This is a genomic window from Roseibium sp. Sym1 (assembly GCF_027359675.1).
GTDB lineage: Bacteria > Pseudomonadota > Alphaproteobacteria > Rhizobiales > Stappiaceae > Roseibium.
The window spans coordinates 4,322,687-4,344,235 of record NZ_CP114786.1 but is presented as its reverse complement, the minus strand read 5'-3'; the positions used below and the strand labels follow the sequence as shown (position 1 = coordinate 4,344,235).

Annotated in this window: 23 protein-coding genes and 1 riboswitch; of the genes, 13 read left to right on the top strand and 10 right to left on the bottom strand. The window is 61.5% G+C overall.

What is annotated here, in order from left to right:
* Positions 1-26: 26 nt before the first annotated feature.
* From O6760_RS19740 to O6760_RS19725, 4 genes are all read right to left on the bottom strand, one after another.
* The gene (locus O6760_RS19740; RefSeq protein ID WP_269581417.1) at positions 27-962 is read right to left on the bottom strand and encodes an ABC transporter substrate-binding protein; all 936 of its coding nucleotides are present in this window, start codon (positions 960-962) and stop codon (positions 27-29) included.
* 15 nt (positions 963-977) lie between these two features.
* On the bottom strand, positions 978-1,751 hold the full coding sequence (locus O6760_RS19735; RefSeq protein ID WP_269581416.1) for an ABC transporter ATP-binding protein: 774 nt from the start codon (positions 1,749-1,751) through the stop codon (positions 978-980).
* The gene (locus tag O6760_RS19730) at positions 1,748-2,152 is read right to left on the bottom strand and encodes a DUF1636 domain-containing protein (RefSeq protein WP_269581415.1); all 405 of its coding nucleotides are present in this window, start codon (positions 2,150-2,152) and stop codon (positions 1,748-1,750) included. Before O6760_RS19730 ends, O6760_RS19735 begins: the two co-directional genes overlap by 4 nt.
* A 372-nt stretch (positions 2,153-2,524) precedes the next feature.
* A riboswitch (cobalamin riboswitch) is annotated at positions 2,525-2,735 on the bottom strand.
* Positions 2,736-2,795: 60 nt separating this feature from the next.
* Positions 2,796-3,287: a cupin domain-containing protein gene (locus O6760_RS19725; protein ID WP_269581414.1), complete on the bottom strand. Its 492-nt coding sequence runs from the start codon at positions 3,285-3,287 to the stop codon at positions 2,796-2,798.
* A gap of 210 nt (positions 3,288-3,497) precedes the next feature.
* Between O6760_RS19725 and O6760_RS19720 the strand changes: the two genes are divergently transcribed.
* From O6760_RS19720 to O6760_RS19710, 3 genes are all read left to right on the top strand, one after another.
* Positions 3,498-5,582 (top strand): S9 family peptidase, encoded by a 2,085-nt coding sequence (locus tag O6760_RS19720; RefSeq protein ID WP_269581413.1) that lies wholly within the window; start codon positions 3,498-3,500, stop codon positions 5,580-5,582.
* 127 nt (positions 5,583-5,709) lie between these two features.
* Positions 5,710-7,302, top strand: coding sequence for an ABC transporter substrate-binding protein (locus tag O6760_RS19715; protein ID WP_269581412.1), 1,593 nt, complete (start codon positions 5,710-5,712; stop codon positions 7,300-7,302).
* Between the two features lie 199 nt (positions 7,303-7,501).
* Positions 7,502-7,888 carry a hypothetical protein gene (locus O6760_RS19710; RefSeq protein ID WP_269581411.1) on the top strand — a complete coding sequence of 129 codons (387 nt, stop codon included), beginning with the start codon at positions 7,502-7,504 and terminating at the stop codon, positions 7,886-7,888.
* On the opposite strand, the gene O6760_RS19705 is transcribed toward O6760_RS19710, so the two are convergent.
* Positions 7,885-8,799 (bottom strand): LysR family transcriptional regulator, encoded by a 915-nt coding sequence (locus tag O6760_RS19705; RefSeq protein ID WP_269581410.1) that lies wholly within the window; start codon positions 8,797-8,799, stop codon positions 7,885-7,887. The genes O6760_RS19710 and O6760_RS19705 overlap by 4 nt on opposite strands.
* Positions 8,800-8,899: 100 nt before the next feature.
* On the opposite strand from O6760_RS19705, the gene O6760_RS19700 reads away from it, so the two are divergent.
* From O6760_RS19700 to O6760_RS19690, 3 genes are read left to right on the top strand one after another with little or no spacing between them, the layout of a single operon-like run.
* Positions 8,900-9,208, top strand: a complete 309-nt coding sequence (locus tag O6760_RS19700) for a putative quinol monooxygenase (RefSeq protein ID WP_269581409.1) — start codon at positions 8,900-8,902, stop codon at positions 9,206-9,208.
* Positions 9,209-9,213: 5 nt separating this feature from the next.
* A complete protein-coding gene (locus O6760_RS19695) occupies positions 9,214-9,432 on the top strand; it encodes a DUF2798 domain-containing protein (RefSeq protein ID WP_269581408.1) in 219 nt (72 codons plus the stop codon).
* A gap of 17 nt (positions 9,433-9,449) precedes the next feature.
* Entirely contained in the window at positions 9,450-9,824 is a 375-nt protein-coding gene (locus tag O6760_RS19690) for a RidA family protein (RefSeq protein WP_269581407.1), read from the top strand.
* A gap of 205 nt (positions 9,825-10,029) precedes the next feature.
* On the opposite strand, the gene O6760_RS19685 is transcribed toward O6760_RS19690, so the two are convergent.
* The 4 genes from O6760_RS19685 to O6760_RS19670 form a co-directional block, all read right to left on the bottom strand.
* The gene (locus tag O6760_RS19685; protein ID WP_269581406.1) at positions 10,030-10,521 is read right to left on the bottom strand and encodes a GNAT family N-acetyltransferase; all 492 of its coding nucleotides are present in this window, start codon (positions 10,519-10,521) and stop codon (positions 10,030-10,032) included.
* Positions 10,522-10,554: 33 nt separating this feature from the next.
* Positions 10,555-11,487: a cytochrome c gene (locus tag O6760_RS19680; protein ID WP_269581405.1), complete on the bottom strand. Its 933-nt coding sequence runs from the start codon at positions 11,485-11,487 to the stop codon at positions 10,555-10,557.
* Positions 11,488-11,527: 40 nt separating this feature from the next.
* Positions 11,528-11,989, bottom strand: a complete 462-nt coding sequence (locus tag O6760_RS19675; protein WP_332306199.1) for a c-type cytochrome — start codon at positions 11,987-11,989, stop codon at positions 11,528-11,530.
* Between the two features lie 199 nt (positions 11,990-12,188).
* A complete protein-coding gene (locus O6760_RS19670) occupies positions 12,189-12,788 on the bottom strand; it encodes a superoxide dismutase (RefSeq protein WP_269581404.1) in 600 nt (199 codons plus the stop codon).
* A gap of 313 nt (positions 12,789-13,101) precedes the next feature.
* On the opposite strand from O6760_RS19670, the gene O6760_RS19665 reads away from it, so the two are divergent.
* Both O6760_RS19665 and O6760_RS19660 read left to right on the top strand, forming a co-directional pair.
* The gene (locus tag O6760_RS19665; RefSeq protein WP_269581403.1) at positions 13,102-13,365 is read left to right on the top strand and encodes a hypothetical protein; all 264 of its coding nucleotides are present in this window, start codon (positions 13,102-13,104) and stop codon (positions 13,363-13,365) included.
* Positions 13,366-13,575: 210 nt separating this feature from the next.
* The gene (locus O6760_RS19660) at positions 13,576-14,754 is read left to right on the top strand and encodes a YbfB/YjiJ family MFS transporter (protein WP_269581402.1); all 1,179 of its coding nucleotides are present in this window, start codon (positions 13,576-13,578) and stop codon (positions 14,752-14,754) included.
* A gap of 16 nt (positions 14,755-14,770) precedes the next feature.
* Here the strand turns inward: O6760_RS19660 and O6760_RS19655 are convergent, their stop codons facing one another.
* Positions 14,771-15,628 (bottom strand): branched-chain amino acid aminotransferase, encoded by an 858-nt coding sequence (locus tag O6760_RS19655; protein ID WP_269581401.1) that lies wholly within the window; start codon positions 15,626-15,628, stop codon positions 14,771-14,773.
* A gap of 284 nt (positions 15,629-15,912) precedes the next feature.
* On the opposite strand from O6760_RS19655, the gene O6760_RS19650 reads away from it, so the two are divergent.
* The 5 genes from O6760_RS19650 (at position 15,913) to O6760_RS19630 (ending at position 21,349) form a co-directional block, all read left to right on the top strand.
* A complete protein-coding gene (locus tag O6760_RS19650) occupies positions 15,913-16,344 on the top strand; it encodes a VOC family protein (protein ID WP_269581400.1) in 432 nt (143 codons plus the stop codon).
* Positions 16,345-16,452: 108 nt separating this feature from the next.
* Positions 16,453-17,115, top strand: coding sequence for a haloacid dehalogenase type II (locus tag O6760_RS19645; protein ID WP_269581399.1), 663 nt, complete (start codon positions 16,453-16,455; stop codon positions 17,113-17,115).
* A gap of 336 nt (positions 17,116-17,451) precedes the next feature.
* The gene (gene dctP, locus O6760_RS19640) at positions 17,452-18,558 is read left to right on the top strand and encodes a TRAP transporter substrate-binding protein DctP (protein ID WP_269581398.1); all 1,107 of its coding nucleotides are present in this window, start codon (positions 17,452-17,454) and stop codon (positions 18,556-18,558) included.
* 96 nt (positions 18,559-18,654) lie between these two features.
* Positions 18,655-19,989 carry a TRAP transporter small permease subunit gene (locus O6760_RS19635; RefSeq protein WP_269581397.1) on the top strand — a complete coding sequence of 445 codons (1,335 nt, stop codon included), beginning with the start codon at positions 18,655-18,657 and terminating at the stop codon, positions 19,987-19,989.
* A gap of 4 nt (positions 19,990-19,993) precedes the next feature.
* The gene (locus O6760_RS19630) at positions 19,994-21,349 is read left to right on the top strand and encodes a TRAP transporter large permease (protein ID WP_269581396.1); all 1,356 of its coding nucleotides are present in this window, start codon (positions 19,994-19,996) and stop codon (positions 21,347-21,349) included.
* Positions 21,350-21,549: the final 200 nt, after the last annotated feature.

Here is a 21,549-nt window from a genome sequence, read left to right as displayed (position 1 = left end):
CCGCCGGCCGCCTTCTGCAACAAGGATCAGTCTCCCCAAAAGGCGTCGGCGAGCGTCTTCACCGCCCTGATGTTGCGCGGCCCCGGCGTAGCCTCGACATAGTCCAGCGTCACGAAGCGGTCGTTCCTGACCGCATCGATACCCGCAAGCGCCGGATTGTTTTTCATGAAGTTGCGCTTCTGCTCCGCGGTGACATTGCCGTAGTTGACGATCACCACCACTTCCGGGTTCTTCTCGACAACGGTCTCCCAGTCGATCCGTGCCCAGCTCTTTTCGAATTCGTCGAGCACGTTGACGCCACCTGCCGCCTCGATCAGGGCGGTGGGCATGGCATATCGTCCGGCCGTGAAAGGCTTGTCCTCGCCGCTGTCATAAACAAACACCCGCGGCGGTTCCTCATCCGCACCGAGAGTGGACGTGATCCGGTCCAGTTCCAGCTTGTAGGCGGCGACCAGGTCGTAGGCGGTGTCCTCGACACCGAAGATCCTGCCGAGATTGAGCAAGTCGTTATACATGTCATCCATGGAGACCTTCGGCTTGTCGCCGATATGAATGCAGGATTCGGTCAGTTCGTAGACCTCGATGCCGAAGGGAGCCAGCGTCTCCGGTGTCACTTCACCGCCGACTTTCATGCCGTAGTTCCAGCCGGCGAAGAAGAAATCCGCATCCGCGCCGATCAGCACCTCCCTGCCCGGATATTTTTCGGCAAGTTCGGGCAGTTCGGCGACCCCTTCGCGCATTTCCTCGTCAAGCGTCTTCCAGCCGGAAATCCCGGTATAACCGACCATCCGGTCGCTCAGGCCGAGCACCAGCATCATCTCTGTCAGGTTCACGTCGTTGGAGACCGCCGCCTTGGGCGGTTCCTCGAAAGTGACCTCCCGGTCACAGCTCCGGATTGTGGTTTGTGCAAGCGCCGGGCTCGCGACCAGTGTCGCGGCAAGGCCAAGAACCAGACGTTTCATGAAAAAGCTCCGTGATTAAAGATGAAAACTGAAGTGAGGCGCGCGGCCCGGTGCAGGGTCCTGGCGGCTGACGCGGACCGAATAGGCGTGTTCGATATGCGCGGGCGTCAGCACCTCGTCCGGGCGACCGTGGGCAACCTGCCGTCCCCGATACAGCAGCAGCACCTGATCGCAGAGTTGCGCCGCCAGGTTCAGGTCGTGGAGGCTGGTGACGACGGTGATGTCGAGACTTCCGATCAACGCGACGATCTCGAGCTGATGGCGGATGTCGAGATGATTGGTGGGCTCATCCATGACCAGCAATTGCGGTTCCTGCGCCAGGGCCCTGGCCACCATGACCCGCTGGCGTTCTCCGCCGGAGAGCGTGCCGAAGGACCGTCCGGAAAAATCCAGCAAGCCCATTCGCTCCAGCGCATCATCGACGAGATCCGCGTCCCTGCGTCCGCCGCCGGCAAACCCCGAGCCGTGCGGACGCCGGCCAAGGGCCACGATCTCCCGAACGGACAGCGCGAAATCCGTCGGCTGCTCCTGCAGGACCGCCGCCACCTTGCGCGCCGTTTCGCGCGCGGACATCTGCCAGAGATCCCGGCCGTCCAGAGACACCGTCCCCTCCACCGGCCTGTGAAACCGGTAAAGAAGGCGCAGCAGGGTCGATTTGCCGGCGCCGTTGGCACCTGCAATACCGAGCACCTTTCCCGGGGCAAGGTCAAAACTGACGTCTTCAAGCAAGGCCCTGCCCCGGCCCGGCCGCCAGCCGACGTTTTTGACGGACAGTGCGGCACCGCTCATGACAGCGCTGCCGGATCGACCTGCGTGACGATCATGGCCGCGGGAATGCGGGTCAGGTCCGTCTGCCCCACCGGGCCTTGCCCGTCCGCGGCCTGTCCCCGTCCCTCTTCCCGCTCGCGGTAAAGGTCCGCAAAGGCGATGAGATCGTCGATATCCGTCTCCGGGGCGACATCGCCGAAGAGGTAGGTGGACTTCCCGCCCGCCCTGAAGGCCAGCATGCACGGACGCAAGCATCCCGCGATGCAGGCCGTTCCGGATATTTCGAAATCGTCGCCGACCACCGGCACCGTCAGCTTCACCGCGTCCTGCAGTTTCCGGAGGAGGTCATAACCCGGCCCGCAGCTTCCGCCCTTGTGAGGGCAGACCGTGCAGACAAAGATCCTCTGGGTCTCAGCGCTCATCGGCCAGCTCCTTCCCGGCACAGGGATGCGCCGGTTGGGCATGGCCACCCCGGCACTGTCCCACCTTGCATCGTCCAAGCGGCTGTTCATGGTCTCCAACCGCGTATCCATTTTGTAATGTTATTACATTACAACTGTGCCGGTTTGCAAGAGCGTTTGCATGGCCGTTCGGGCACATTGCCCTGGCGGCACGATCACCGAGACTGCCGGCAGGTGCCAGCAGACCTGAATGTCTGAAAGTGCGAGAAACGTCTGTCCGGTTCATATCGCCCTCCGCGATTGCGCGGGGCGTCTGGAAACCGAATGCCTGTCTGTGTCAGCAAGGGCTGATGTGCCATGTCACTCGCTCCTCCGGGGCACCCCGCCCGGGTTGAAGTTGAAGATGAAATGGCAGGTCTCCTGACTTGCGGGTCACAGCTTGCCTGGTCCTTCCCGGGGTTACCCAGTGGTGTTCCAGGGTCGCTCGCCGCTCACAGTTGCGGGGGCAGTCACGGATTTGGTGCCTGTTGGCTACGCCGCACCGTGTTCCCTTTTAATCCCGATCCGGATGCCGGATTCGGAAACCATTCCATCCTGAGTGACCGAATTCGCACATGGTGTCAATTCTGCAATTGGAATGGGCTTCTCCCGCGACGAAGGTTACCTACTTTTTGCCGACGCCACCGCCAAGTTCCTCGATCCGGTCGCGATCGACCAGGCTCCACGGCAGACCGGCATGGCGATGAATTCTCTTGCCGAGCCTGGGGTAGTCGGCGACATCATGCGCAAGCCTTTCTCCCACGACAATGCAACGCAGGACCTCGGTTCCCGTGTTCCGTATCGAATGAGGCTGTCCCGACTTGCGGTAACCGATGAAGTCGCCCGGACCGATCTCGTGCTCCTCTTCTCCGATGACCGCGGTTGCGCTCCCCGACAAAACGAAAACGCATTCGTCCTCATGGTAATGGCAATGATGTTCCGTCGTCTCGAAGCCGGGCTCGACCTCTATCAGATGGAACCCGAATCCGGTCAGCCCGGTCGCGTCGCCCAGCGACTTGTTCAGCCGCTGTGCATTTGGATTGAGGAAATGGGTCTTTTGGGTCCCCTCCATTGCGGCGATGTCATCCCGGGTCAGGATATAGGTGTCGTTTGGCATCAACGGTGTCCTCGAAATAATCAGTCAACTTCACATAGCAGATCCGGATGTCTTGTCGCCTGCTGTTGACTGGTGTGGCACGATGCCCCCTGATAGGCGCTCGGCCCGCCTCAACAATCGCCGGGCGTCAGGCACCAGGACCGGCCGTTTCCCGCTCTTCCCGCCTGGACCCTCTTGCCTTCGCGCCGCAAAGCCCCTACCTCCGGAGCCATGAAACAGGATACCTTTCCCCCGCGCGCGGACGCGCGCCCTCTCACCCTGGAGACCCACGGCATCGAGCGTCAGGACGGCTATTCCTGGCTGCGTGCCGACAACTGGCAGGAAGTCATGCGCGACCCGTCGGTCCTGGATGACGACATCCGTGCCTATCTGGAGGCCGAAAACGCCTACCAGAAAGCGCAAATGGCATCCACGGACGCGCTTCAGGAACAGCTTTTCGCGGAGATGCGCGGCCGCATCAAGGAAGACGACAGTTCCGTCCCATCCCCGGACGGCCCCTTCGCCTACGGCCTGAGATTCGAGACCGGCGGCCAGCAGCCGATCTTCTTCCGCACGCCTCGCGACGGCGGCAAGGAAACGGTCCTGCTCCATGGCGACAAGGAAGCCGAGGGCAAGGCCTACTTCAAGTTCGGTGCCGTCAGCCAGTCGACCGGCCACAAGCTGGTGGCCTGGGCCTATGACGACAAAGGCTCGGAATACTATTCGATGCGCTTTCGCGACACCGCGACCGGCAAGGATCTCGACTACGTTGTCGAGGATACCGGCGGTGGCGGCGTCTTCTCCGCCGACGACAGGTATGTCTTCTACATCCGCCTCGACGCCAATCACCGGCCCTCGAAACTGTTCCGCCACGAGATCGGCACCGACCCGTCCGAGGACGTGCTTGTCTACGAGGAAGAGGATGCCGGCTTCTTCATGGGCGTCGGCAAGACCCAGTCCGGCGACACGATCGTCATCGATATTCACGACCATGAGACCTCGGAAGTCCGGACCATTCCGGCAAGCGACCCGACCGCCGAACCGACGCTGATCGCGCCGCGTGAAACCGGCATCGAATACTCCGTCGAGGATCACGGCGACCTTTTCTACATCCTGACCAATGCCGGCGACGCGGAAGACTTCAAGATCGTCACCGCGCCCAAGTCCGACCCGGGCCGGGACAACTGGACCGACCTGGTACCCCACAAGCCGGGCTGCCTGATCCTGTCCCATTGTGTCTACAAGACGTTCATGACCCGTCTTGAGCGCGAGGACGGCCTGCCGCGTATCGTCATCCGGCGCCTCGCCGACAACATCGAACACGCGATCGCCTTCGACGAGGAAGCCTATTCGCTCGGCATGGGCGGCGGCTACGAATTCGACACGACCACGATCCGCTTCACCTATTCCTCGATGACGACGCCGTCGCAGACCTTCGACTACAATGTCGACACCCGCGAGCGTGTCCTGAAGAAGGAACAGGAAGTGCCGTCCGGCCATGCGGCCTCGGACTATGTCACCCGCCGTCTGATGGCGCCCGCAGCGGACGGCGAAACCGTGCCGGTATCCGTGCTCTATCACAAGGACACGACGCTCGACGGCTCTGCGCCCCTGCTGCTTTACGGCTACGGCTCCTACGGCATCACCGTGCCGGCCAGCTTCAACACCAATGCCCTGTCCCTGGTCGACCGGGGATTTGTCTACGCCATTGCCCATATCCGCGGCGGCAAGGACAAGGGCTTTCGCTGGTACAAGGACGGCCGCCGGGAGAACAAGAAGAACACCTTCACCGATTTCATCGCGGCCGCCGATCATCTGGTGGCGGAGACATTCACCGCCCATGACCGGATCGTCGCCCATGGCGGATCCGCCGGTGGCATGCTGATGGGCGCTGTCGCCAACATGGCGCCCGAGAAGTTCGGCGGCATCATCGCCGAGGTTCCCTTTGTCGATGTGCTGTCGACCATGCTCGACGACACACTGCCGCTGACGCCGCCGGAATGGCCGGAATGGGGCAACCCGGTTACCGACAAGACCGCCTACGAGTACATCGCGTCCTATTCGCCCTATGACAATGTGGCCGCGAAGGACTACCCGGCGATCCTGGCGGTGGCGGGTCTGACCGACCCGCGCGTCACCTACTGGGAACCGGCCAAGTGGATCGCCCGCCTGCGCGCCACCGGGACAGGCGACAGCCTCCTGATGCTGACCACCAACATGGAAGCCGGCCATGGCGGCGCCTCCGGACGGTTCGACCGGTTGAAGGAAGTCGCGCGCAACCAGGCCTTCGCCCTGATGGTGGCCGGCAAGGCCTGATCGCGCGACCACTCACGCCGAATTGAAACGAGAACCGGGTCCGCTTGCGGGCCCGGTATTTCTTTTGCGCCGAAAAGGCTTAGGCTGGGTTTTCATTTCAAAAACCACAACTTTCAATGGGGATGTCATGACCAAGTCATCGTGCCGGGCAATCCGCTTCGGAACCGCTTTCACAGTCGCAGCGGCGCTGCTCGGGTCTGCCTCCATTGCCGGCGCCGCCGAGTTGCGCTGGTCCTCGCCGACCGACCCGCAGACCATGGATCCCCACGCGGTCAGCTCTGCGCCGGTGCTCGGTTTTCTCAACAACGTCTATGAGGGCCTTGTCCGCCGCAACAAGGACATGGCGATCGAGAGCTCGCTGGCGGAAAGCTGGGAACCGCTCGGCAGTGACGGCTGGCGTTTTCATCTGCGCGACGGCGTGACGTTCCATGATGGTGCCGCCTTTACCGCGGAAGACGTCCTGTTCTCTTACCAGCGCGCCGCGTCCGAGGCGTCCGACGTCAGTTCCTGGTTCGCGCCGGTGAAAGAAGTCAGGATTGTCGACGACCATACGATCGATTTCCTGACCCACGCTCCGGATCCGATCTTTCCCGATTCCATCGCCAATTTCATGATCCTGGACAAGGACTGGGCGGAGGCCAATGGTGCCGAACTCCCGGCCAAGGAAACGGAAACCTTCGCGACCCTCAATGCCAACGGCACCGGCCCGTTCAAGCTGGTGGCGCGTGAACCGGGTGTCGAGACCGTCCTGGAAGCCAACGACGGCTGGTGGGACGATGCCGAACATAATCTCACAAGGGCCACCTTCCTGCCGATCGCCAATCCTGCGACGGCGGTTGCCGGTCTCCTGAGTGGCCAGGTCGACCTGATCGAACCCGTGCCGGTCCAGGATGTCGACCGCATCGAACGCCAGGACGGCCTCACCCTGCACAGGGGCATCGAGGCCCGCGTGATCATGCTGGGCTTCGGTCACGGCCACGATGCCTTGAAATACTCGGAAGAAACGGTGGACGGGAACCCGTTCCAGGATGTGAAGGTGCGCACCGCCGTGCAGAAGGCCATCAACGCGGAAGCCCTTGTCGACAAGATCATGCGCGGCAACGCGGAAGTCGCCAGCCAGCTGGTCAGCCCGCAGATGAAGGGCTACAGCGATGCCGCCAGCGAACGCATCGGCTACGACCCCGAAGGCGCCAAGGCCCTGCTGGCCGAGGCCGGCTATCCGGACGGCTTCTCCTTCGGCCTGAAATGTCCCAACGACCGCTACATCAATGACGAGGCACTGTGCAAGGCGATGGCCGCCCTGCTCGCGCAGGCCGGCATGAAGGCAAGCCTCAACGCCATGCCGGTACGCAACTACTGGCCGGAACTGCGCGAGGGCAATTTCGACATGTACCTGCTCGGCTGGTCCCCCGGCACGTTCGACGCCGAGCACCCGATCCGCTTCCTGGTGACCAGCAAGAATGACGAGAAGAAACTCGGCAGCTGGAACTTCGGCGGCTATTCCAACGCCCGTGTCGATGAGTTGCTGCCGCTGATCCAGCGCGAGATCGATCCGGAAAAGCGCCAGGCCATGCTGGACGAGGTCGCCATGATCGTCCGGGACGACGTCGTCTATGTGCCCTTGCACATCCAGCCGCTTCTGTGGGGATCGAAATCGAATATCGACCTGACCCAGCGTGCGGACAACTTCCTCATGCTGCGCTGGATCACCGTCAACTGAAGCACCCGCAAACCGTCGGTTCCGCTCCCTTCACGGTGCTTGAGGCAAATCTGCCGCGTTGGCTTCGGCCATCCCGGCAAGGCGCTTGGCACTCCTTCGTGACTTGATTTTGTCCAAGTCTTCGGATCATGTGACACATATTGCAAATCAGTCTGTTATGGCCTTGTCAAAAGGTCAGTACCGATCACTGGAGCCCGCCATGCATCCTTCCTGCCGCAGTCACTTCTCCGCGCTCCGTCGGATGAACGCTGGGCTGCGCGTGGCCGCGGTCCTGTCAATGGCCGTCGCTCTCGTGGCCTGCCAGTCGCAGTTCCAGAAACCTTCCGACTTGCTGTTCGCCCCGACCTTCAACAAGACCCGGCAGGAGATTCCCTACACTTACAACACCCCTTATGACTGCCGGTCCTTTTCCGGGTCGGGCTGGAAGGGTATCGCCAGCGGCCGCGTCGAGAATTTCGACCTGAGCTACCTGATCTCACAGGCCGGCTGCTTCAAGTCCCAGCAGGAATGCCGCGCCTGGATCCTGTATATGCGCAGCTATATTGACATGCCGCGCTATATGCGCTGCGAACCTTTCACCGCTTAACGTCGAGGGTCGGGAACCCATCCCTGCAACACCGGGATGGCTGCGATGTGCCTGGCCATGTGGTCGCGCAGGCATGTTGCGCGCGCGCTCAGCAGCCGTCCGGTCGGCCAGACCGCATAAAGCTCCCTCGTCTGTCCCTGCCATCCGCTCAGGACCGGCAGCAACCGGCCACTTTCAAGATCGCCGGAAATTTCACTGACCGGCAACAGGGCCACTCCCCGGCCATCCGCGGCCAGCTGACGGGCCAGGCCGATATCGTCGACCGCCACGTGAGCATCCACATGCACCGTTTCCCGTTGACCGGTCTGGTGGTGGGCAAGATGCCACTGCGGCAGGGCCGCGACACGTATCAACTTGTGACGGCCGATCTCCGAAGGATCACGGGGCAAACCGGCTTCCCCCAGATACGCAGGAGCGGCAGTCAGGATCGTGGCGACGCAACCGAGCCGTTTCTGGTAGAGGCGCGGGTCAGTCTGGGGACCGGCACGCAGGGCCAGGTCCACCTGGTTCTCCAGCAAGTCCTTGTTCTCGTTGCTCAGGGTCAGGGTGAGCCGGATGTCCGGGTGATCTCTCAGGAACGCGGACCACATGGGCTGCAGGATCCCGACCGAAATATTGGTTGGCGCGGCCGCCTTCAGGCTGCCCTGCAGGGCGTGGAGATCCGCGTTCAGGCCCCTGAGCGCGGCCTCGGCGTTGAGAACCAGATCCGCGAACGCATCGAAATAGGCTTCTCCTTCCGAGGTCAGCGCAAACTTGCGGGCCGAGCGGTGAACAAGCTGTGCGCCGATCTGCTCCTCCAGCCGCCGCAGCCGGCGGGTCACGGTGGCAGCCGGCAATCCCAGATACGCTGCGGCTTTCGCAAGACTGCGCCGTTGAGCGATGTGAATGAACAGGCCGATATCGTCGAGCATGATTCCACTTTTGCAACAATAACTCCCAAAGTTCGATATAGATTGTCAAAACAATAATCAATACGTCTCCGTCAGTCCTCAGACTGAACAGGAGACATCCATGAGCAACTATTTCATCAGCGCAGGTATCGAACTTCAGGAAGGCGCCGACCTCGGGGAAGCCGAAGCGGGATTGCGGCGTCTCGTGGCAGAGACACAAAGTGAACCGGGATGCCGATTGTTCGAAATCCGGCAGAACCTTCAGGATCCGGCGAAGTTCACGCTCTGGGAATGCTGGACGGACAAGGCAGCCCTCGCCGCCCATTTCGAGATGCCGCATACCCGGGCCTACCTGGCGAAGAACCTGACGCAGGTCAGCTATATCGAGGAACTGGGCGAAATCGGCGCGACCAGTCCACTTCAGGCCTGAGCCCCATGAAGAGCCGCCTGATCGCAACAGTGCTGATGTCCTTCGGCCTGTCCCTGATGATGTCCTGCTGGGTCACTTTCATCAATCTGGGGCTGACGGAGGCCTTTCTCGGCCAGTGGATGGCGGCGTTCCGGCTTGCATGGCCGGCCGCCGCCGTCCTCGCCTTTCTCCTGGGCCCGCCCGTCAACCGGGCAACCGCCTTCCTCGCCGGCAAACTTCCCTGAGCAATTCCGGAGCCCCAATGTCCATCATCCGAAAGAATATCGAACAACTCGGCCTGCCGGCCGGTCCTTACACACATGCCGTCATTCATAGCCAGACCCTGTACACATCCGGCTTCACCGCGTTCGGCACCCCGGCCCAGACCGGGTCGGCGCACGCCCAGACACGGGCCGTTCTGAACCAGCTCGAAACTCTGGCACTGGAGTTTGGCCGTTCGCTCGAAGACCTCATCAAAGTGACTGTCTTCGTAACCGATCCCACCGATATTCCGCAGATCCGGGACGCCCTGTCCCAGGCCTACGGAGATGCGGTGCCGGCAAGTTCCCTGCTGCTCATCTCCGCGCTGTTCGCACCCGGGTTGAAGATCGAGATCGAGGCGATCTTTGCGGTCTGAACACGTTCAATCGTCGCCCGGACCGACCGGCATCACGTAGATACGTATTTTTACGTAGTTGATGCGCGACACAACTGCTCTACAACCAAAGTAGGATCGCACTGAGACAAAAGTATAACTGTGCACGGGCGATGCGACCCAAAACAAAAAAACAATCGGAAAAACTGGCCACCTGCTCGCAGGTGGTTTTGTTTGACGGCACCTCTCATGGCGACAGCGCTTTCCGGAAGAACACTGTTTCGCTGATCGGGGTGTCATAATAGGCCGGCACTTCCTCAAAACCCGCAGCCTTGTAGAGCTTGATCGCGCCCGTCATGGTCGGCAACGTATCCAGCAGCATTTCGCCGTAGCCGGCATCGCGGGCCGCCGAGACCACCTGCGCGACCAGTGCGGCGCCAACACCCAGGCCCCGCCCCTCGGGCAGAACATAGAGCCTTTTCATCTCGCTGGCGCCCTCATCCCCAAAGGCTCTCAGGCCGACGCAGCCCAGAACGGTGCCGTCCGGGCGCCTTGCCAGGAACAGCCCGCCTGACGGCGGTGCGTATTTTCCCGGTAGTCCCGCCAGTTCTTCTTCAAAGCCCTGGTAGGACAGATCGATCCCGAGCCAGTCCACATAGGCACGAAACAGAGCCCTGACATGGGCAAGGTCGTCCGCACCGCTGGCCGGTGCGATCTTGAAACTGTGCAAAGAGGTCATGAAAGATGGGCGCCCATGGATAGAATGAAAGGCTCAGGACCCTGCCGCCGAAACCGGAGGAATCGCTTTCAGGTATACCGCAATCGCGTCCCGGTCGCCCGCCGGCAATCTGGCCATGTTTTCCTGCACATGAACCATCTCGCCACCCACGGAATCGTATTCCGGTGTGAAGCCGCTCTCCAGATAATAGGCGATATCGGACGCGCTCCAGCTGCCGAAACCGCCATCAACCGGCGAAATATTGGGGATCCTCCCCTCTCCTGTCGGCGCGGGCGCACCGCCGAGCCAGTCGGCCAGGATCAGACCGCCGGCAAAATCGCGCGCCGTGTGGCATTCCCCGCAATGTCCGGGCCCCTCGACAAGGTAGCGGCCGCGTTCCCAGAGAGCCATGTCAACTTCCGCCCCGCCGGCAGGCGCGGCGATGACCGGCGACGGATCGAGGAACAGGCGCTTCCAGAGTCCCAGGCCGCGCCTGATGTTGAACGGAAAGCCCAGTTCGTGGCCAGGCGCCTTGCCTTCAACGGCCGGAAGGGTCTTGAGAAAGGCATAAAGGTCCCCCAGGTCATCGCCGGACATGCGTGCATATGACGTGTAGGGAAAGGCCGGATAATAGTTGCGTCCGTCCGGAGAGGTGCCATGGGTCATGGCATTGGCCAGGTCGGCCAGTGACCAGGCTCCGATCCCGTCGGCCTCGCTGGAGGAAATGTTCGGCGCGACAAAGGTTCCGAAGGGCGTTTCCAGACGCAGACCGCCCCCCAGCTTCAGAAGCTCATCGCCTTCGGCGCCTTTGGCGGCATGGCAGGACGCACAGCCTCCTGCCCAGAACACCAGCTCGCCCCTGTCCGGATCGCCCTCCTGAAGCGCGGCATCCTGCGTCTGACTCAGGCGCGTTGGGGCGGAGAGGCCCCAGCCGGTGCCGGCGGCGATCACGCCTAGGAGGAACAGGACAGTGATCGCCTTTTTCAACGGCCTCTCCAGAGATCAGTTCAGAACAAGACCGCTCAGGTCAGTTCTTCTTACGGTAAGTCTCGTGACAGGATTTGCAAGTACCGAAGATCGGTCCCATGGCCGCCTTGAAGGCCTCCACGTCGGCAGGTCCATCCTTGCCGGAAGCCTCGACGCCCTTGGCGGTCGCTTCAGCGAGTTTGGCGAGTTCCGCCGCGAACCCGTCCGGATTTTCCCAGATGCTCGGCGCCGCTCCGGTTTTGCCCTGATCGGAGCCCGCCGGGAAATAGTCGCCAAATGTCAGGGCAACAGCGCGTGCCGTCGCAATCGCCGCCTTTCCGGCTGCCGGCGAATAGGCGATTTCGCCTTTCATCATGCCGCCGCCGAGACCGGCCGCCGCCCCCATGGACGACATGATGGCCTGGCGCGTCGCGATCGGATCGTCTGTCGCCTGGGCCGGCATGGTTGCCAGAACCAGCCCGGCTGCCATGGCCGCACCCGCGAATTTCCGGAAATTTCGCATCACCTACTCCCTCTGATTCAGGCGTCGAAGACGCCTTGTTCAACCAGGAGTACAGCGCAGATACCGACCGGTAATAAAATCACGCTCTTGTGAACTCGGGAAAAAACCTACGAACACACCGTCAACAATTCGGAAACAATATCAAAAAACCCCGGCTCCTGAGAACCGGGGTTTTCCTCGAACCTGCTGCCGGAATGGCTTATTTGGCAGCTTCGTACATTTCCAGGACGTAGTCCCAGTTGATCATGTTGTCGATGAAAGCTTCCAGGTACTTCGGACGCGCGTTGCGGTAGTCGATGTAATAGGAATGCTCCCACACGTCGCAGCCGAGGATCGGCGCCGCGCCGTGAACCAGCGGGTTTTCGCCGTTCGGTGTCTTCATGATTTCCAGCTTGCCGTCCTTGACCGCGAGCCATGCCCAACCGGAGCCAAACTGTCCGACACCCGCGGCGATGAAGTCGGCGCGGAACTTGTCGAATCCGCCCAGGTCGCTGTCGATCGCGGAAGCGAGTGCGCCCGGAAGCGACTTGCCGCCACCGTCCTTCTTCATCCATTTCCAGAAGTGGATGTGGTTGTAGTGCTGACCGGCATTGTTGAACAGCGGCGCGTTCTTGCCGTAGCTCTCCTTGACGATCTCTTCCAGGGACTTGCCTTCAAGGCCGCTGCCCGCGAGCAGCTCGTTGCCCTTCGTGACATAGGCCTGGTGGTGCTTGTCATGGTGAAACTCGAGCGTTTCAGCAGACATGTACGGGGCCAGTGCATCATATGCATACGGCAGGTCAGGCAATTCAAAAGACATGACAAACTCCTCAAATGGTCGGTGACCGGCGGCTCCTCCGGGTTGCCCGCAAGGACCGCGTCGAGCGGCAAAATAGGATTGCAGCGGCTTGTGGGCAAGGTGGGAACGCGAAAATAAAGAAATTTTTTTCTTTTCAAAAAGCCTGGTCGTTCAGAAACCGGGCACACTCGTCAAAATGACAAGCAAATTCCATCTGTATTCACAAAATTGCCTCAAAGTCAAAAATTGTGACCTTCAGCACTGCAAGACATGGAAAGAATGATCAGAATACGACCATAAATAACCGCCTAGCAAAATGGAATTGGAGAGCGAAATGAACTTCAATAACACTTACGCGATCGCAGCACTGGTTGCCGGCGGCATTCTGCTGGTCACCACGATGACTTCAACTGAAAGCCCCAGAACCGAAAGCAATCTGGGAGATTGCCGTGGCACCGCGGCATTCCGGTGCGATGACGAGACGATCAGCTTTCCCGACAGCTGCGACGGCGAAAACACGATCCGTTGCAATGACGGACGAAAGACCATCATTGTCCGGGTCCGGAACTCCACGGCATGGGAGCGCTTCATCGCCTGATTGCCGATCCTCGTTTGCAACGCCCCGCAACGTGCGCCAATACAAACATGTCGTCTCCCGGCATGAGCCGCCCGCCTGCTGCCAAGGCCAACCGTCCGCTCAGGCATCATTGGCACATGACAAGATGCCCTTGCCATGCAAGATTGTGGTCCCCTGAAATGCCCCGCCTCCTTGCCGCGCCGCGTCAAGTTTCCTGACGACGAGGACACCATGTCTAGCATCGCCCGCTCTCCGGCCGCGCTCGCCTTTGGCGGTTTTCTGGCGCTGGCGGCGGCGATGGGCATCGGGCGGTTTGTCTACACGCCGATCCTGCCTTTCATGAGCGAGGCCCTGCGCCTGCCGGCCGACGACGCCGGCCTGATCGCGTCAGCCAATTTTCTCGGTTACCTTGCCGGAGCACTCATCGGGGCCTCCCGCTCCCTGCCCGGCAGCCCCCGGCTCTGGTTCCTGGGAGGGCTGCTGGCCAGCGCCCTGACAAGCGCGGCCATGGCGCTGACAACGTCGCTTGCCGCATTCCTGGCAATCAGGTTCCTGAGCGGCATTGCCAGCGCCTTTGTGCTGGTGTTCTCGACGACACTGATCCTCGAGCGCCTGGCCGGTGCCGGCAGGACAGGCCTCGCCGCCTTGCATTTTGCCGGGGTGGGCTGCGGCATTGCCTTCTCCGCGCTACTTGTGTCCGCGCTCGCGTACCTGTCCGCCGACTGGCGCGCCTTGTGGCTCGCCAGCGGCGCGGGAACGCTCATCTTTCTTGGAGTATCCACCCTTCTGGTGCCGTCTGAAAACGGTGGCGGACCAACGCAGGCGGCGCCGGCGACAACCGCTTCCAAGGTCCCGGCATCCCCTTTTTCGAGCGGCAACAGGATCCGCCTGATCCTCGCCTATGGCCTTTTCGGCTTCGGCTACGTGATCACGGCCACCTTCGTCAACGCGATTGCCCGGGCAACCCCTGCCCTGCAACCGACGGAACCCTTTGTCTGGCTCACGGTCGGACTGTGCTCCGCCCCCTCGATCTATCTCTGGAACAGGGCCGCCGCACGGATCGGCGCCCGCAAGGCCTTTGCCCTTGCCTGTGTCCTCGAATCCGCCGGGGTCGCGCTGACCGCGATCACCCTGAACCCGCTGCTGTTCCTTCTCGGCGCGGCATTGCTCGGCGCAACCTTCATGGGCATCACGGCCCTGGGGCTGATGGAAGCCAGGCGAGAGGTGGGCGCGGACGGGCCTGCCGCCATCCGCCGGATGCTGGCGGTGTTGACGGCGGCCTTCGGCATCGGACAGGTGGCCGGCCCCTGGTTTGCCGGCCAGCTGCACCATGCGACCGGGTCGTTCTCGGCGCCTTCACTGGCGGCAGCCACGGCCCTTCTGGTGGCCGCGGCGCTGGTCGCCCGCTGACAGGCCCGCAACACTCTCAGCCGTGGGAGAAATCCCAGTAGAGATCCCGTGCCCGGGCCGCAATCGGTCCGGGCTGCAGGTCGCGCTCTTCAATCCGTTTGACCGGAGTGACCTTGTTGTAGTTTCCGGTGGAAAAGATCTCGTCGGCCTCGAGGAACTCGCCATAGTCCATTGTCCGCTCGAAGACGTCATAGCCGGCGCCCCTGAGAAGCCGGATCACGCGCTGACGGGTAATGCCGTTGAGAAATGTACCGTTGGGCGCGGGCGTATGGACCTTGCCGTCCTTGGCCATGAAGATGTTGGCGGAGGTCAGTTCGGCGACGTTGCCGAGCATGTCGCGCACCACGGCGTTGTCAAAGCCACGCCCCTTGGCTTCCACCATGGCACGGGCATTGTTGGGATAAAGACAACCGGCCTTGGCGTTGACCGGCATGCATTCCATGGTCGGGCGCCGAAAAGGTGACAGCGTGATGCTCATCGCCGCGTCCCTGGGCGCCATCGGCGCGTCGAACAGGCACAGGCAGAAGCGCGTGCTTTCCGGATCGCCGACAATCACGCCCGGACCGTCGCCCTCAACCCAATACATCGGCTTGACGTAGATCTGCTGGTCACTGCTGAACTTCGCGCAGCCCTCGCGGGTGAGTTCCGCCATCTCGCCGGCCTGCATGGTCGCCTTCATGCCGAGTGCCACGGCGCTGTCGTTGACGCGTTTGCAATGCAGATCGATGTCCGGCATCACGCCCTCGAAGAAGCGGGCGCCGTCAAACACGCTCGAACCGAGCCAGGAAGCGTGGGTCCGCGGCCCCATGATCGGTGGATTGCCCTCATGCCAGGTCCCGTCGATCCAGGTCCAGGTGTCGCTCCATCCGCTCATGTCTCTTCCCTTTTCTGCTGCGGTTCTGCAGGTTTTGCGCCGACACAACACCGGCAATCTCCCAAGGTCAATAGCTTATCCCAGAAATCCGGAAAGTTGCGGTCTTTCTTCGCAGTCCATGTCGAAACCGGGAAGGTTTTATTCGCCCTTCCTCCCAAAACAGACAGAATTTTCCAACGCCATTTCACCAGCAGCGCCGCTCGGTCACCGCCACGGAAAGTCGGCGGTTGACTTCCACAGGCGAACCTTTTCACTGCACCCCGGTCTGGACAGGAGGAGACGAAATGGAGCAGCGCATCTCGATGACCACGCTCGTGGTGGACGACATCGCCGAGGCAAGGCGGTTTTTCGAGGCCGGCCTCGGCTGGCAGGTCAATGCGGCTCCGTCGCCGGACGTCGTGTTCTTTCAGGTGATCGGCGGCGTGCTCGCCCTTTACAGCAAGGCGGCCCTTGCCGAGGAAATCGGCCGCGACGTAACGGACGCGAGGACAGGCGCGATCACGCTGGCCTGGAACGCCCGCACCGCGGCGGACGTCGACACCATGTTTCATGAAGCTCTGGCCGCCGGAGCCAAGGCAGTCAAACACCCCGAGAAGGCCTTCTGGGGCGGATATTCCTCCTATGTGGAAATTCCCGGCGGGCATCTGCTGGAGATTGCCCATAACCCCTTTTGGACCATCGAACCCGACGGGGCCGTCACATTGCCCACCGCTTGACAGGTCGCCATTTTCCGCCCTGCGACTTTTTTCGCACACCACCACGCTTGACGCAGCTGTCCCCAGGCTGTTCTCTTCCGCGGTTTCCTAAAACCGGAGTTCCAGATTATGGCGCATGCCGCTTATGTGTTTGATGCCTATGGCACCTTGTTTGATGTGCATGCCGCAGTCCGCAAACATGCCGAAAAACTGGGCCCAGACGCCCAGCGCCTGTCCTCGCTCTGGCGGGAAAAGCAGCTGGAATATTCCTGGGTCCGGGCCCTGATGGGCAAGTATCTGGATTTCTGGGAATTGACCCAGCAGGGACTGGACACGGCCTTTGCGCTGGTACCGACCGCCGACAAGTCCATGCGCGACGATCTTCTGAGCGCCTATTGGGAACTCGACTGCTACCCGGAAGTTCCGGAAGTCCTGACCGGCCTCAAGGCGACCGGCTCCAAGATCGCCATCCTGTCCAACGGCTCGCCCGCCATGCTGGAAGCTGCCGCCAAGGCCGCCGGGCTGACCGAACTGTTCGACGAGATCTTCTCGGTCGATGACCTCAAGACGTTCAAGACGGATCCGCAGGTCTATGAAATGGTGACGACCCATTTCCGCATCTACCCCGAAGAGGTCTCCTTCCAGTCGTCCAACCGCTGGGACATTGCCGGCGCGACCGCGTTCGGCTTTCGCACCGTGTGGATGAACCGGGCCGGCATGCCGGATGAATATCCGGATCTTTCTCCGAAGGCCGTGCTTGCCGACCTGACGGGGCTGGCGGCACTCGGCTGACACGCCTCCCGGCAACCGGAAAAAGTGACGTAAAGTTACCTCTCACGCCTCAAGACTGGAATTTTTCTAAATTAGCGACAGTGGCCGGGATTATTTCCTTTTCAGAAAAGATGTTTTGAACCTCCTGCAAGGTTGCAGGTTTCTGAAACTGTAATATCCTTTTGATTGGTTGGGAGAAAAAGAAGAGCGGCGATCTTCCGCGCTGGCAAGTAAAGCCCTTTAAGAACAATAACCTGCAGAGAAATATTAGGGCCTTTCCATGTCACGGAAGATCAGGAGCTTGATCAAAGCTCATGGTCAGCCGCTCATTTCTCCCTAGCCGATTGGGAGGACGACATGAAAAAGTTGACTACACGCCGTCAGGCATTGCGCACCCTTGCCGGTGCCGGAACGGCCGGAGCCGCCACCCTGGCGGCCCCCCACATTGCATCGGCCCAGGGTCAGACGACCACCTGGAAGATCCAGACATCCTGGCCGGGAGGCGCGGGCCTGCAGATCTTCAAGGACTGGTGCGCGACCATCGAGGAAAAGACCGGTGGCGAACTGGCATTCCAGCCCTTCGGCGCCAACGACGTTGTCGGCGATTTCCAGCTCTTTGACGCGGTGAAGAACGGCGTGCTCGACGCGGTCAATCCGTTCACCATCTACGCCCAGGGCATCATTCCCGCCGCTACCTTCCTGACCAGCTACCCGCTGGGCCTGCGCAATCCGCATGAATGGGACGTGTTCTATTATTCCCTCGGCGGACTGGAGATTGCCCGCGAACTTTATGCGGCGCAGAACATGATGTTCGTCGGACCGGTGCATCACGGCCCCAACATCATCCACTCCAAGGTGCCGATCCGTTCGATCGACGATTTCCGTGGCCGCAAGATGCGCCTTCCCGGCGGCATGGTTGCGGAGGTGTTCACCGAGATCGGTGCGGAAACCACCGTCCTGCCGGGCTCCGAGATTTTCCCGGCGCTTGAAAAGGGCACCATCGACGTCGCCGACTATGTCGGCCCGGCGGTCAACTACTCCCTCGGCTTCAGCCAGGTGACCGATTACATCTCCATGGGCCCTCCGGGCTTCATGTCGCTGTACCAGCCAGTCGACCTCATGGACATCACCGTGGGCATGGATGCCTGGAACGCGCTCAGCCCGCAGATGCGGCAGTTCGTCGAAATGGAAACCCATGTCTATTCGGACATGCACCATGCCGCCATCCAGAAGGCCGACCAGGATGCCTGGGCGAAATTCATGGCGGACGGCACGGAGATCACGCGCCTGAGCCAGGACGACGTCGAACTGATGACGGAGGTGGCCGTGCCGATCTGGTTCAACTACGCGAACCGCGACAAGGACAGCGCGCGCATCTTCAAGATTCAGCTCGACTACATGATGTCGGGGTCGCTCGGTTATGTGACTCCGGAGCAGATCGAAGGTCTGGAACTCAAGCTTTAATCCCTTCGCCACTTGCTGAGAATCGAACCCGCGCAGCCCTCTGCGCGGGTTCTGTCGGGATAAGTCGGGGCAATTGCCCCAGCGGAAGGACGAGGCATGCCTCATTTGGACTTTACACTGCCGCATTGGGCCTACTGGATCGGTCTGATCCTTTTCCCATTGGTCGCGGCCAGCCTGGCCAGACGGCCAAGGGCGAAGGAGCGGCGGTATACGCTGGGACTCGGCTATTTCATTCTGGTCACCGGCGGCATTCTCGGCCTTCACAGGCTTTACCTGAAAAACCTGATCGGGCTGGTCTATATCCCCGTCTTCATCTGCATCCTGTATGCAAACGCACAAAGCCAGGACGCCCGGTCTGTTGTCTCCGACATGGACAACCTTGTGCGCCAGTCGGAACGGACACTTGAGCGCGAAGGCGACCGGGCCCGGACCGCCGAGGCCGACCTGCCCGCCCTGCGCCAGAAGCTGGCAGAGGCCGAAGCCGGTGCCGAAGAAGGCAGCTTTGCCCTGCGCCGCGCCGAACGCGACGTGCGCCGGGCGGAACAGCGGCTCGAACAGGGCCGCGAACGCATCGCCGAGGCCGAAGCCGCGCTTGAAACCGCCCGGCCGGCCGCAGCCGGCGCCCTGGAAACGCTCAATTTCTGGGGGAATTTCGCGAAATACGCCTTCTGGCTCCTGCTTGCCGGCGTCGTGATCGACGCCGTGCTGCTGCCGCGCATCGTAAGCCGGGCAAACGCCAACCTTCCGCCCGAACGCGAGCTCAGCGAAGCCGAGTTGAAACTCAAGGCACTGGAAGAGGCCGAACGCAAGGATGACGCCGACCATGTGTCCAGGGGATGGACAGGCTGGATCGACCGGCTGTCCCTGTTTTGCGGCGAATTCGTGAGCTACTGGGCAGTGATCGCCGTCATCGTCTACTATTTCGAGGTGATGAGCCGCTATGTCTTCGGCAGCCCGACCAACTGGGCCCACGAGGCCATGTACCTCATGTTCGGCATGCAATACCTGATCGCCGGCTCCTACGCCATGCTGACGGAATCGCATGTCCGGGTCGATGTCTTCTATGCCCCAATGTCGAAACGCCGCAAGGCGGTGGTGGACCTGCTGACTTCGGTGTTCTTCTTCATCTTCGCCGGAACGCTGCTGGTCACGTCCTGGATCTTCGCCTTCGACGCCATCGCCGTGCCTTCCGGCAATTCCCTGATTTCGGACTGGGCGCGCGGCGAGATCGGCGTCAGCGAGGTCGTGGCAAGCTGGAATCTCGCCCAATGGACGGATCCGAATATCCGCTGGGGCGAAATCAGCTTCAACGAATGGGAAGTGCCGCTTTGGCCGATGAAATGGGTGATGGTGCTCGGAGGGCTCCTCCTTGTGCTCCAGGGCATTTCGAAATTCGCGCAGGACATACGCGCATTGACGGGCAGGGCTTGATCACATGGGACTGGAAATCGGAATTGAGTGGCTGACACTCATCATGTTCGGCTCGCTGCTGGTCCTGCTCATGGCGGGACTGCCCCTGGCCTTCGTCACGGGAGGGCTTGCCTGCGTGTTCCTGTTCGTGCTCGGCGACGAACGTGCCCTTAACATCGTGCCCTCGCGCATATTCCCGCTGATGACCAATTACCAGCTGTCGGCGATCCCGCTGTTCATCTTCATGGCGTCGATGCTTGAGCGGGCGGGCATCATCAATGACATGTTCGACGTCATCTACAAGGTGCTCGGCGGCGTCAAGGGCGGCCTGGCGGCGGCAACCATCATCGCCTCGACGGTGCTGGCGGCAATGGTCGGCGTCATCGGCGCCGCTGTCGTAACCATGGGGATCATCGCCCTGCCCGCGATGCTGAAGCGTCATTATGACCCGAAAATCGCCATGGGCTCGATCATGGCCGGCGGCACGCTTGGCATCCTCATCCCCCCTTCCATCCTGGCGATCATCTACGCGGTGGTGGCCGAACAGTCGGTGGGCGAACTGTTTATCGGCGCGGTCGTCCCCGGCCTTCTGCTGTCGGGCATGTATGTGCTCTACGTGATCATCAGCAGCGTCATCGATCCGAAGAAGGGGCCGCCGATTCCCGTGGAAGAGCGCATCCCCATGCGCGAGAAAATCCGGCTGCTGTCCAACATGTCCGCTCCGATCGCCCTGATCGCGATCGTGCTCGGAGTGATCTTCACCGGCGTCGCAACGCCGGTCGAGGCCGCGGGCATCGGCACGTTCGGCGCGATCATCGTCGCCGCCATCCACCGCAATCTCGACTGGCAGACCCTGCGCGAGGCGTCGCTGACCACCCTGAAGGCCTCGGCCATGGTGATCTGGATCATGTTCGGCGCGACCATCTTCGTCGGTCTCTATGTCCTGGAAGGCGGCCAGCAATTCGTGCAGGGTGCGCTCGAGGCGACCGGCCTCGGCCCCTGGGGCATCCTGATCATCATGCAGATCGTTCTGGTGGTGCTGGGCATGTTCCTGGACTGGGTCGGCATCCTGCTATTGTGCGTGCCCATCTTCGTACCGATCATCAAGGCGCTCGGCGCGGCTTCCTTCGGCCTCGACAATCCGGACGACCTGGTGCTGTGGTTCGGCGTGCTCTATCTGGTCAACATGCAGATGAGCTTCCTGTCGCCGCCCTTCGGTTATGCTCTCTTCTATCTGCGCGGCGTCGCACCGCCCGAAATCCCGATGACGGATATCTTCAAGTCGGCCCTGCCGTTTCTGGGTCTCCAGGTCGTCGGGCTGGTGCTGTGCATGCTGTTCCCGGGGCTGATCACCTGGTTGCCCAACCTGGTTTACGGCTGACACGGATTGGACGAAAGCAACTGCGCCTCTGCAAGGCGCGGTTGCCTGTGCCCGCAGCAGCCTGGATGCCAGGGAAGTAACGGAGCGCAATCGCGTATTGCCGGCACAAGCGCCTCCCCGGTCGAGCCGGGTGTCGCCGGAGGCATGCCTTTCGGGATGCCTTAACAGATCCGCGAAGTCCAGGACCTCCTGCCGGTCGC

Bases quoted from the DNA above. Each gene is read 5' to 3' on its own strand.
- O6760_RS19690 (WP_269581407.1), top strand. From the start codon at position 9,450: ATGTCCATCATCCGAAAGAATATCGAACAACTCGGCCTGCCGGCCGGT.
- dctP (WP_269581398.1), top strand. From the start codon at position 17,452: ATGAAAAAGTTGACTACACGCCGTCAGGCATTGCGCACCCTTGCCGGT.
- O6760_RS19670 (WP_269581404.1), bottom strand. From the start codon at position 12,788: ATGTCTTTTGAATTGCCTGACCTGCCGTATGCATATGATGCACTGGCC.
- O6760_RS19660 (WP_269581402.1), top strand. From the start codon at position 13,576: ATGTCTAGCATCGCCCGCTCTCCGGCCGCGCTCGCCTTTGGCGGTTTT.
- O6760_RS19710 (WP_269581411.1), top strand. From the start codon at position 7,502: ATGCATCCTTCCTGCCGCAGTCACTTCTCCGCGCTCCGTCGGATGAAC.
- O6760_RS19695 (WP_269581408.1), top strand. From the start codon at position 9,214: ATGAAGAGCCGCCTGATCGCAACAGTGCTGATGTCCTTCGGCCTGTCC.
- O6760_RS19730 (WP_269581415.1), bottom strand. From the start codon at position 2,152: ATGAGCGCTGAGACCCAGAGGATCTTTGTCTGCACGGTCTGCCCTCAC.
- O6760_RS19715 (WP_269581412.1), top strand. From the start codon at position 5,710: ATGACCAAGTCATCGTGCCGGGCAATCCGCTTCGGAACCGCTTTCACA.
- O6760_RS19630 (WP_269581396.1), top strand. From the start codon at position 19,994: ATGGGACTGGAAATCGGAATTGAGTGGCTGACACTCATCATGTTCGGC.
- O6760_RS19635 (WP_269581397.1), top strand. From the start codon at position 18,655: ATGCCTCATTTGGACTTTACACTGCCGCATTGGGCCTACTGGATCGGT.
- O6760_RS19665 (WP_269581403.1), top strand. From the start codon at position 13,102: ATGAACTTCAATAACACTTACGCGATCGCAGCACTGGTTGCCGGCGGC.
- O6760_RS19655 (WP_269581401.1), bottom strand. From the start codon at position 15,628: ATGAGCGGATGGAGCGACACCTGGACCTGGATCGACGGGACCTGGCAT.
- O6760_RS19685 (WP_269581406.1), bottom strand. From the start codon at position 10,521: ATGACCTCTTTGCACAGTTTCAAGATCGCACCGGCCAGCGGTGCGGAC.
- O6760_RS19645 (WP_269581399.1), top strand. From the start codon at position 16,453: ATGGCGCATGCCGCTTATGTGTTTGATGCCTATGGCACCTTGTTTGAT.
- O6760_RS19700 (WP_269581409.1), top strand. From the start codon at position 8,900: ATGAGCAACTATTTCATCAGCGCAGGTATCGAACTTCAGGAAGGCGCC.
- O6760_RS19705 (WP_269581410.1), bottom strand. From the start codon at position 8,799: ATGCTCGACGATATCGGCCTGTTCATTCACATCGCTCAACGGCGCAGT.
- O6760_RS19720 (WP_269581413.1), top strand. From the start codon at position 3,498: ATGAAACAGGATACCTTTCCCCCGCGCGCGGACGCGCGCCCTCTCACC.
- O6760_RS19740 (WP_269581417.1), bottom strand. From the start codon at position 962: ATGAAACGTCTGGTTCTTGGCCTTGCCGCGACACTGGTCGCGAGCCCG.
- O6760_RS19735 (WP_269581416.1), bottom strand. From the start codon at position 1,751: ATGAGCGGTGCCGCACTGTCCGTCAAAAACGTCGGCTGGCGGCCGGGC.
- O6760_RS19725 (WP_269581414.1), bottom strand. From the start codon at position 3,287: ATGCCAAACGACACCTATATCCTGACCCGGGATGACATCGCCGCAATG.
- O6760_RS19675 (WP_332306199.1), bottom strand. From the start codon at position 11,989: ATGCGAAATTTCCGGAAATTCGCGGGTGCGGCCATGGCAGCCGGGCTG.
- O6760_RS19650 (WP_269581400.1), top strand. From the start codon at position 15,913: ATGGAGCAGCGCATCTCGATGACCACGCTCGTGGTGGACGACATCGCC.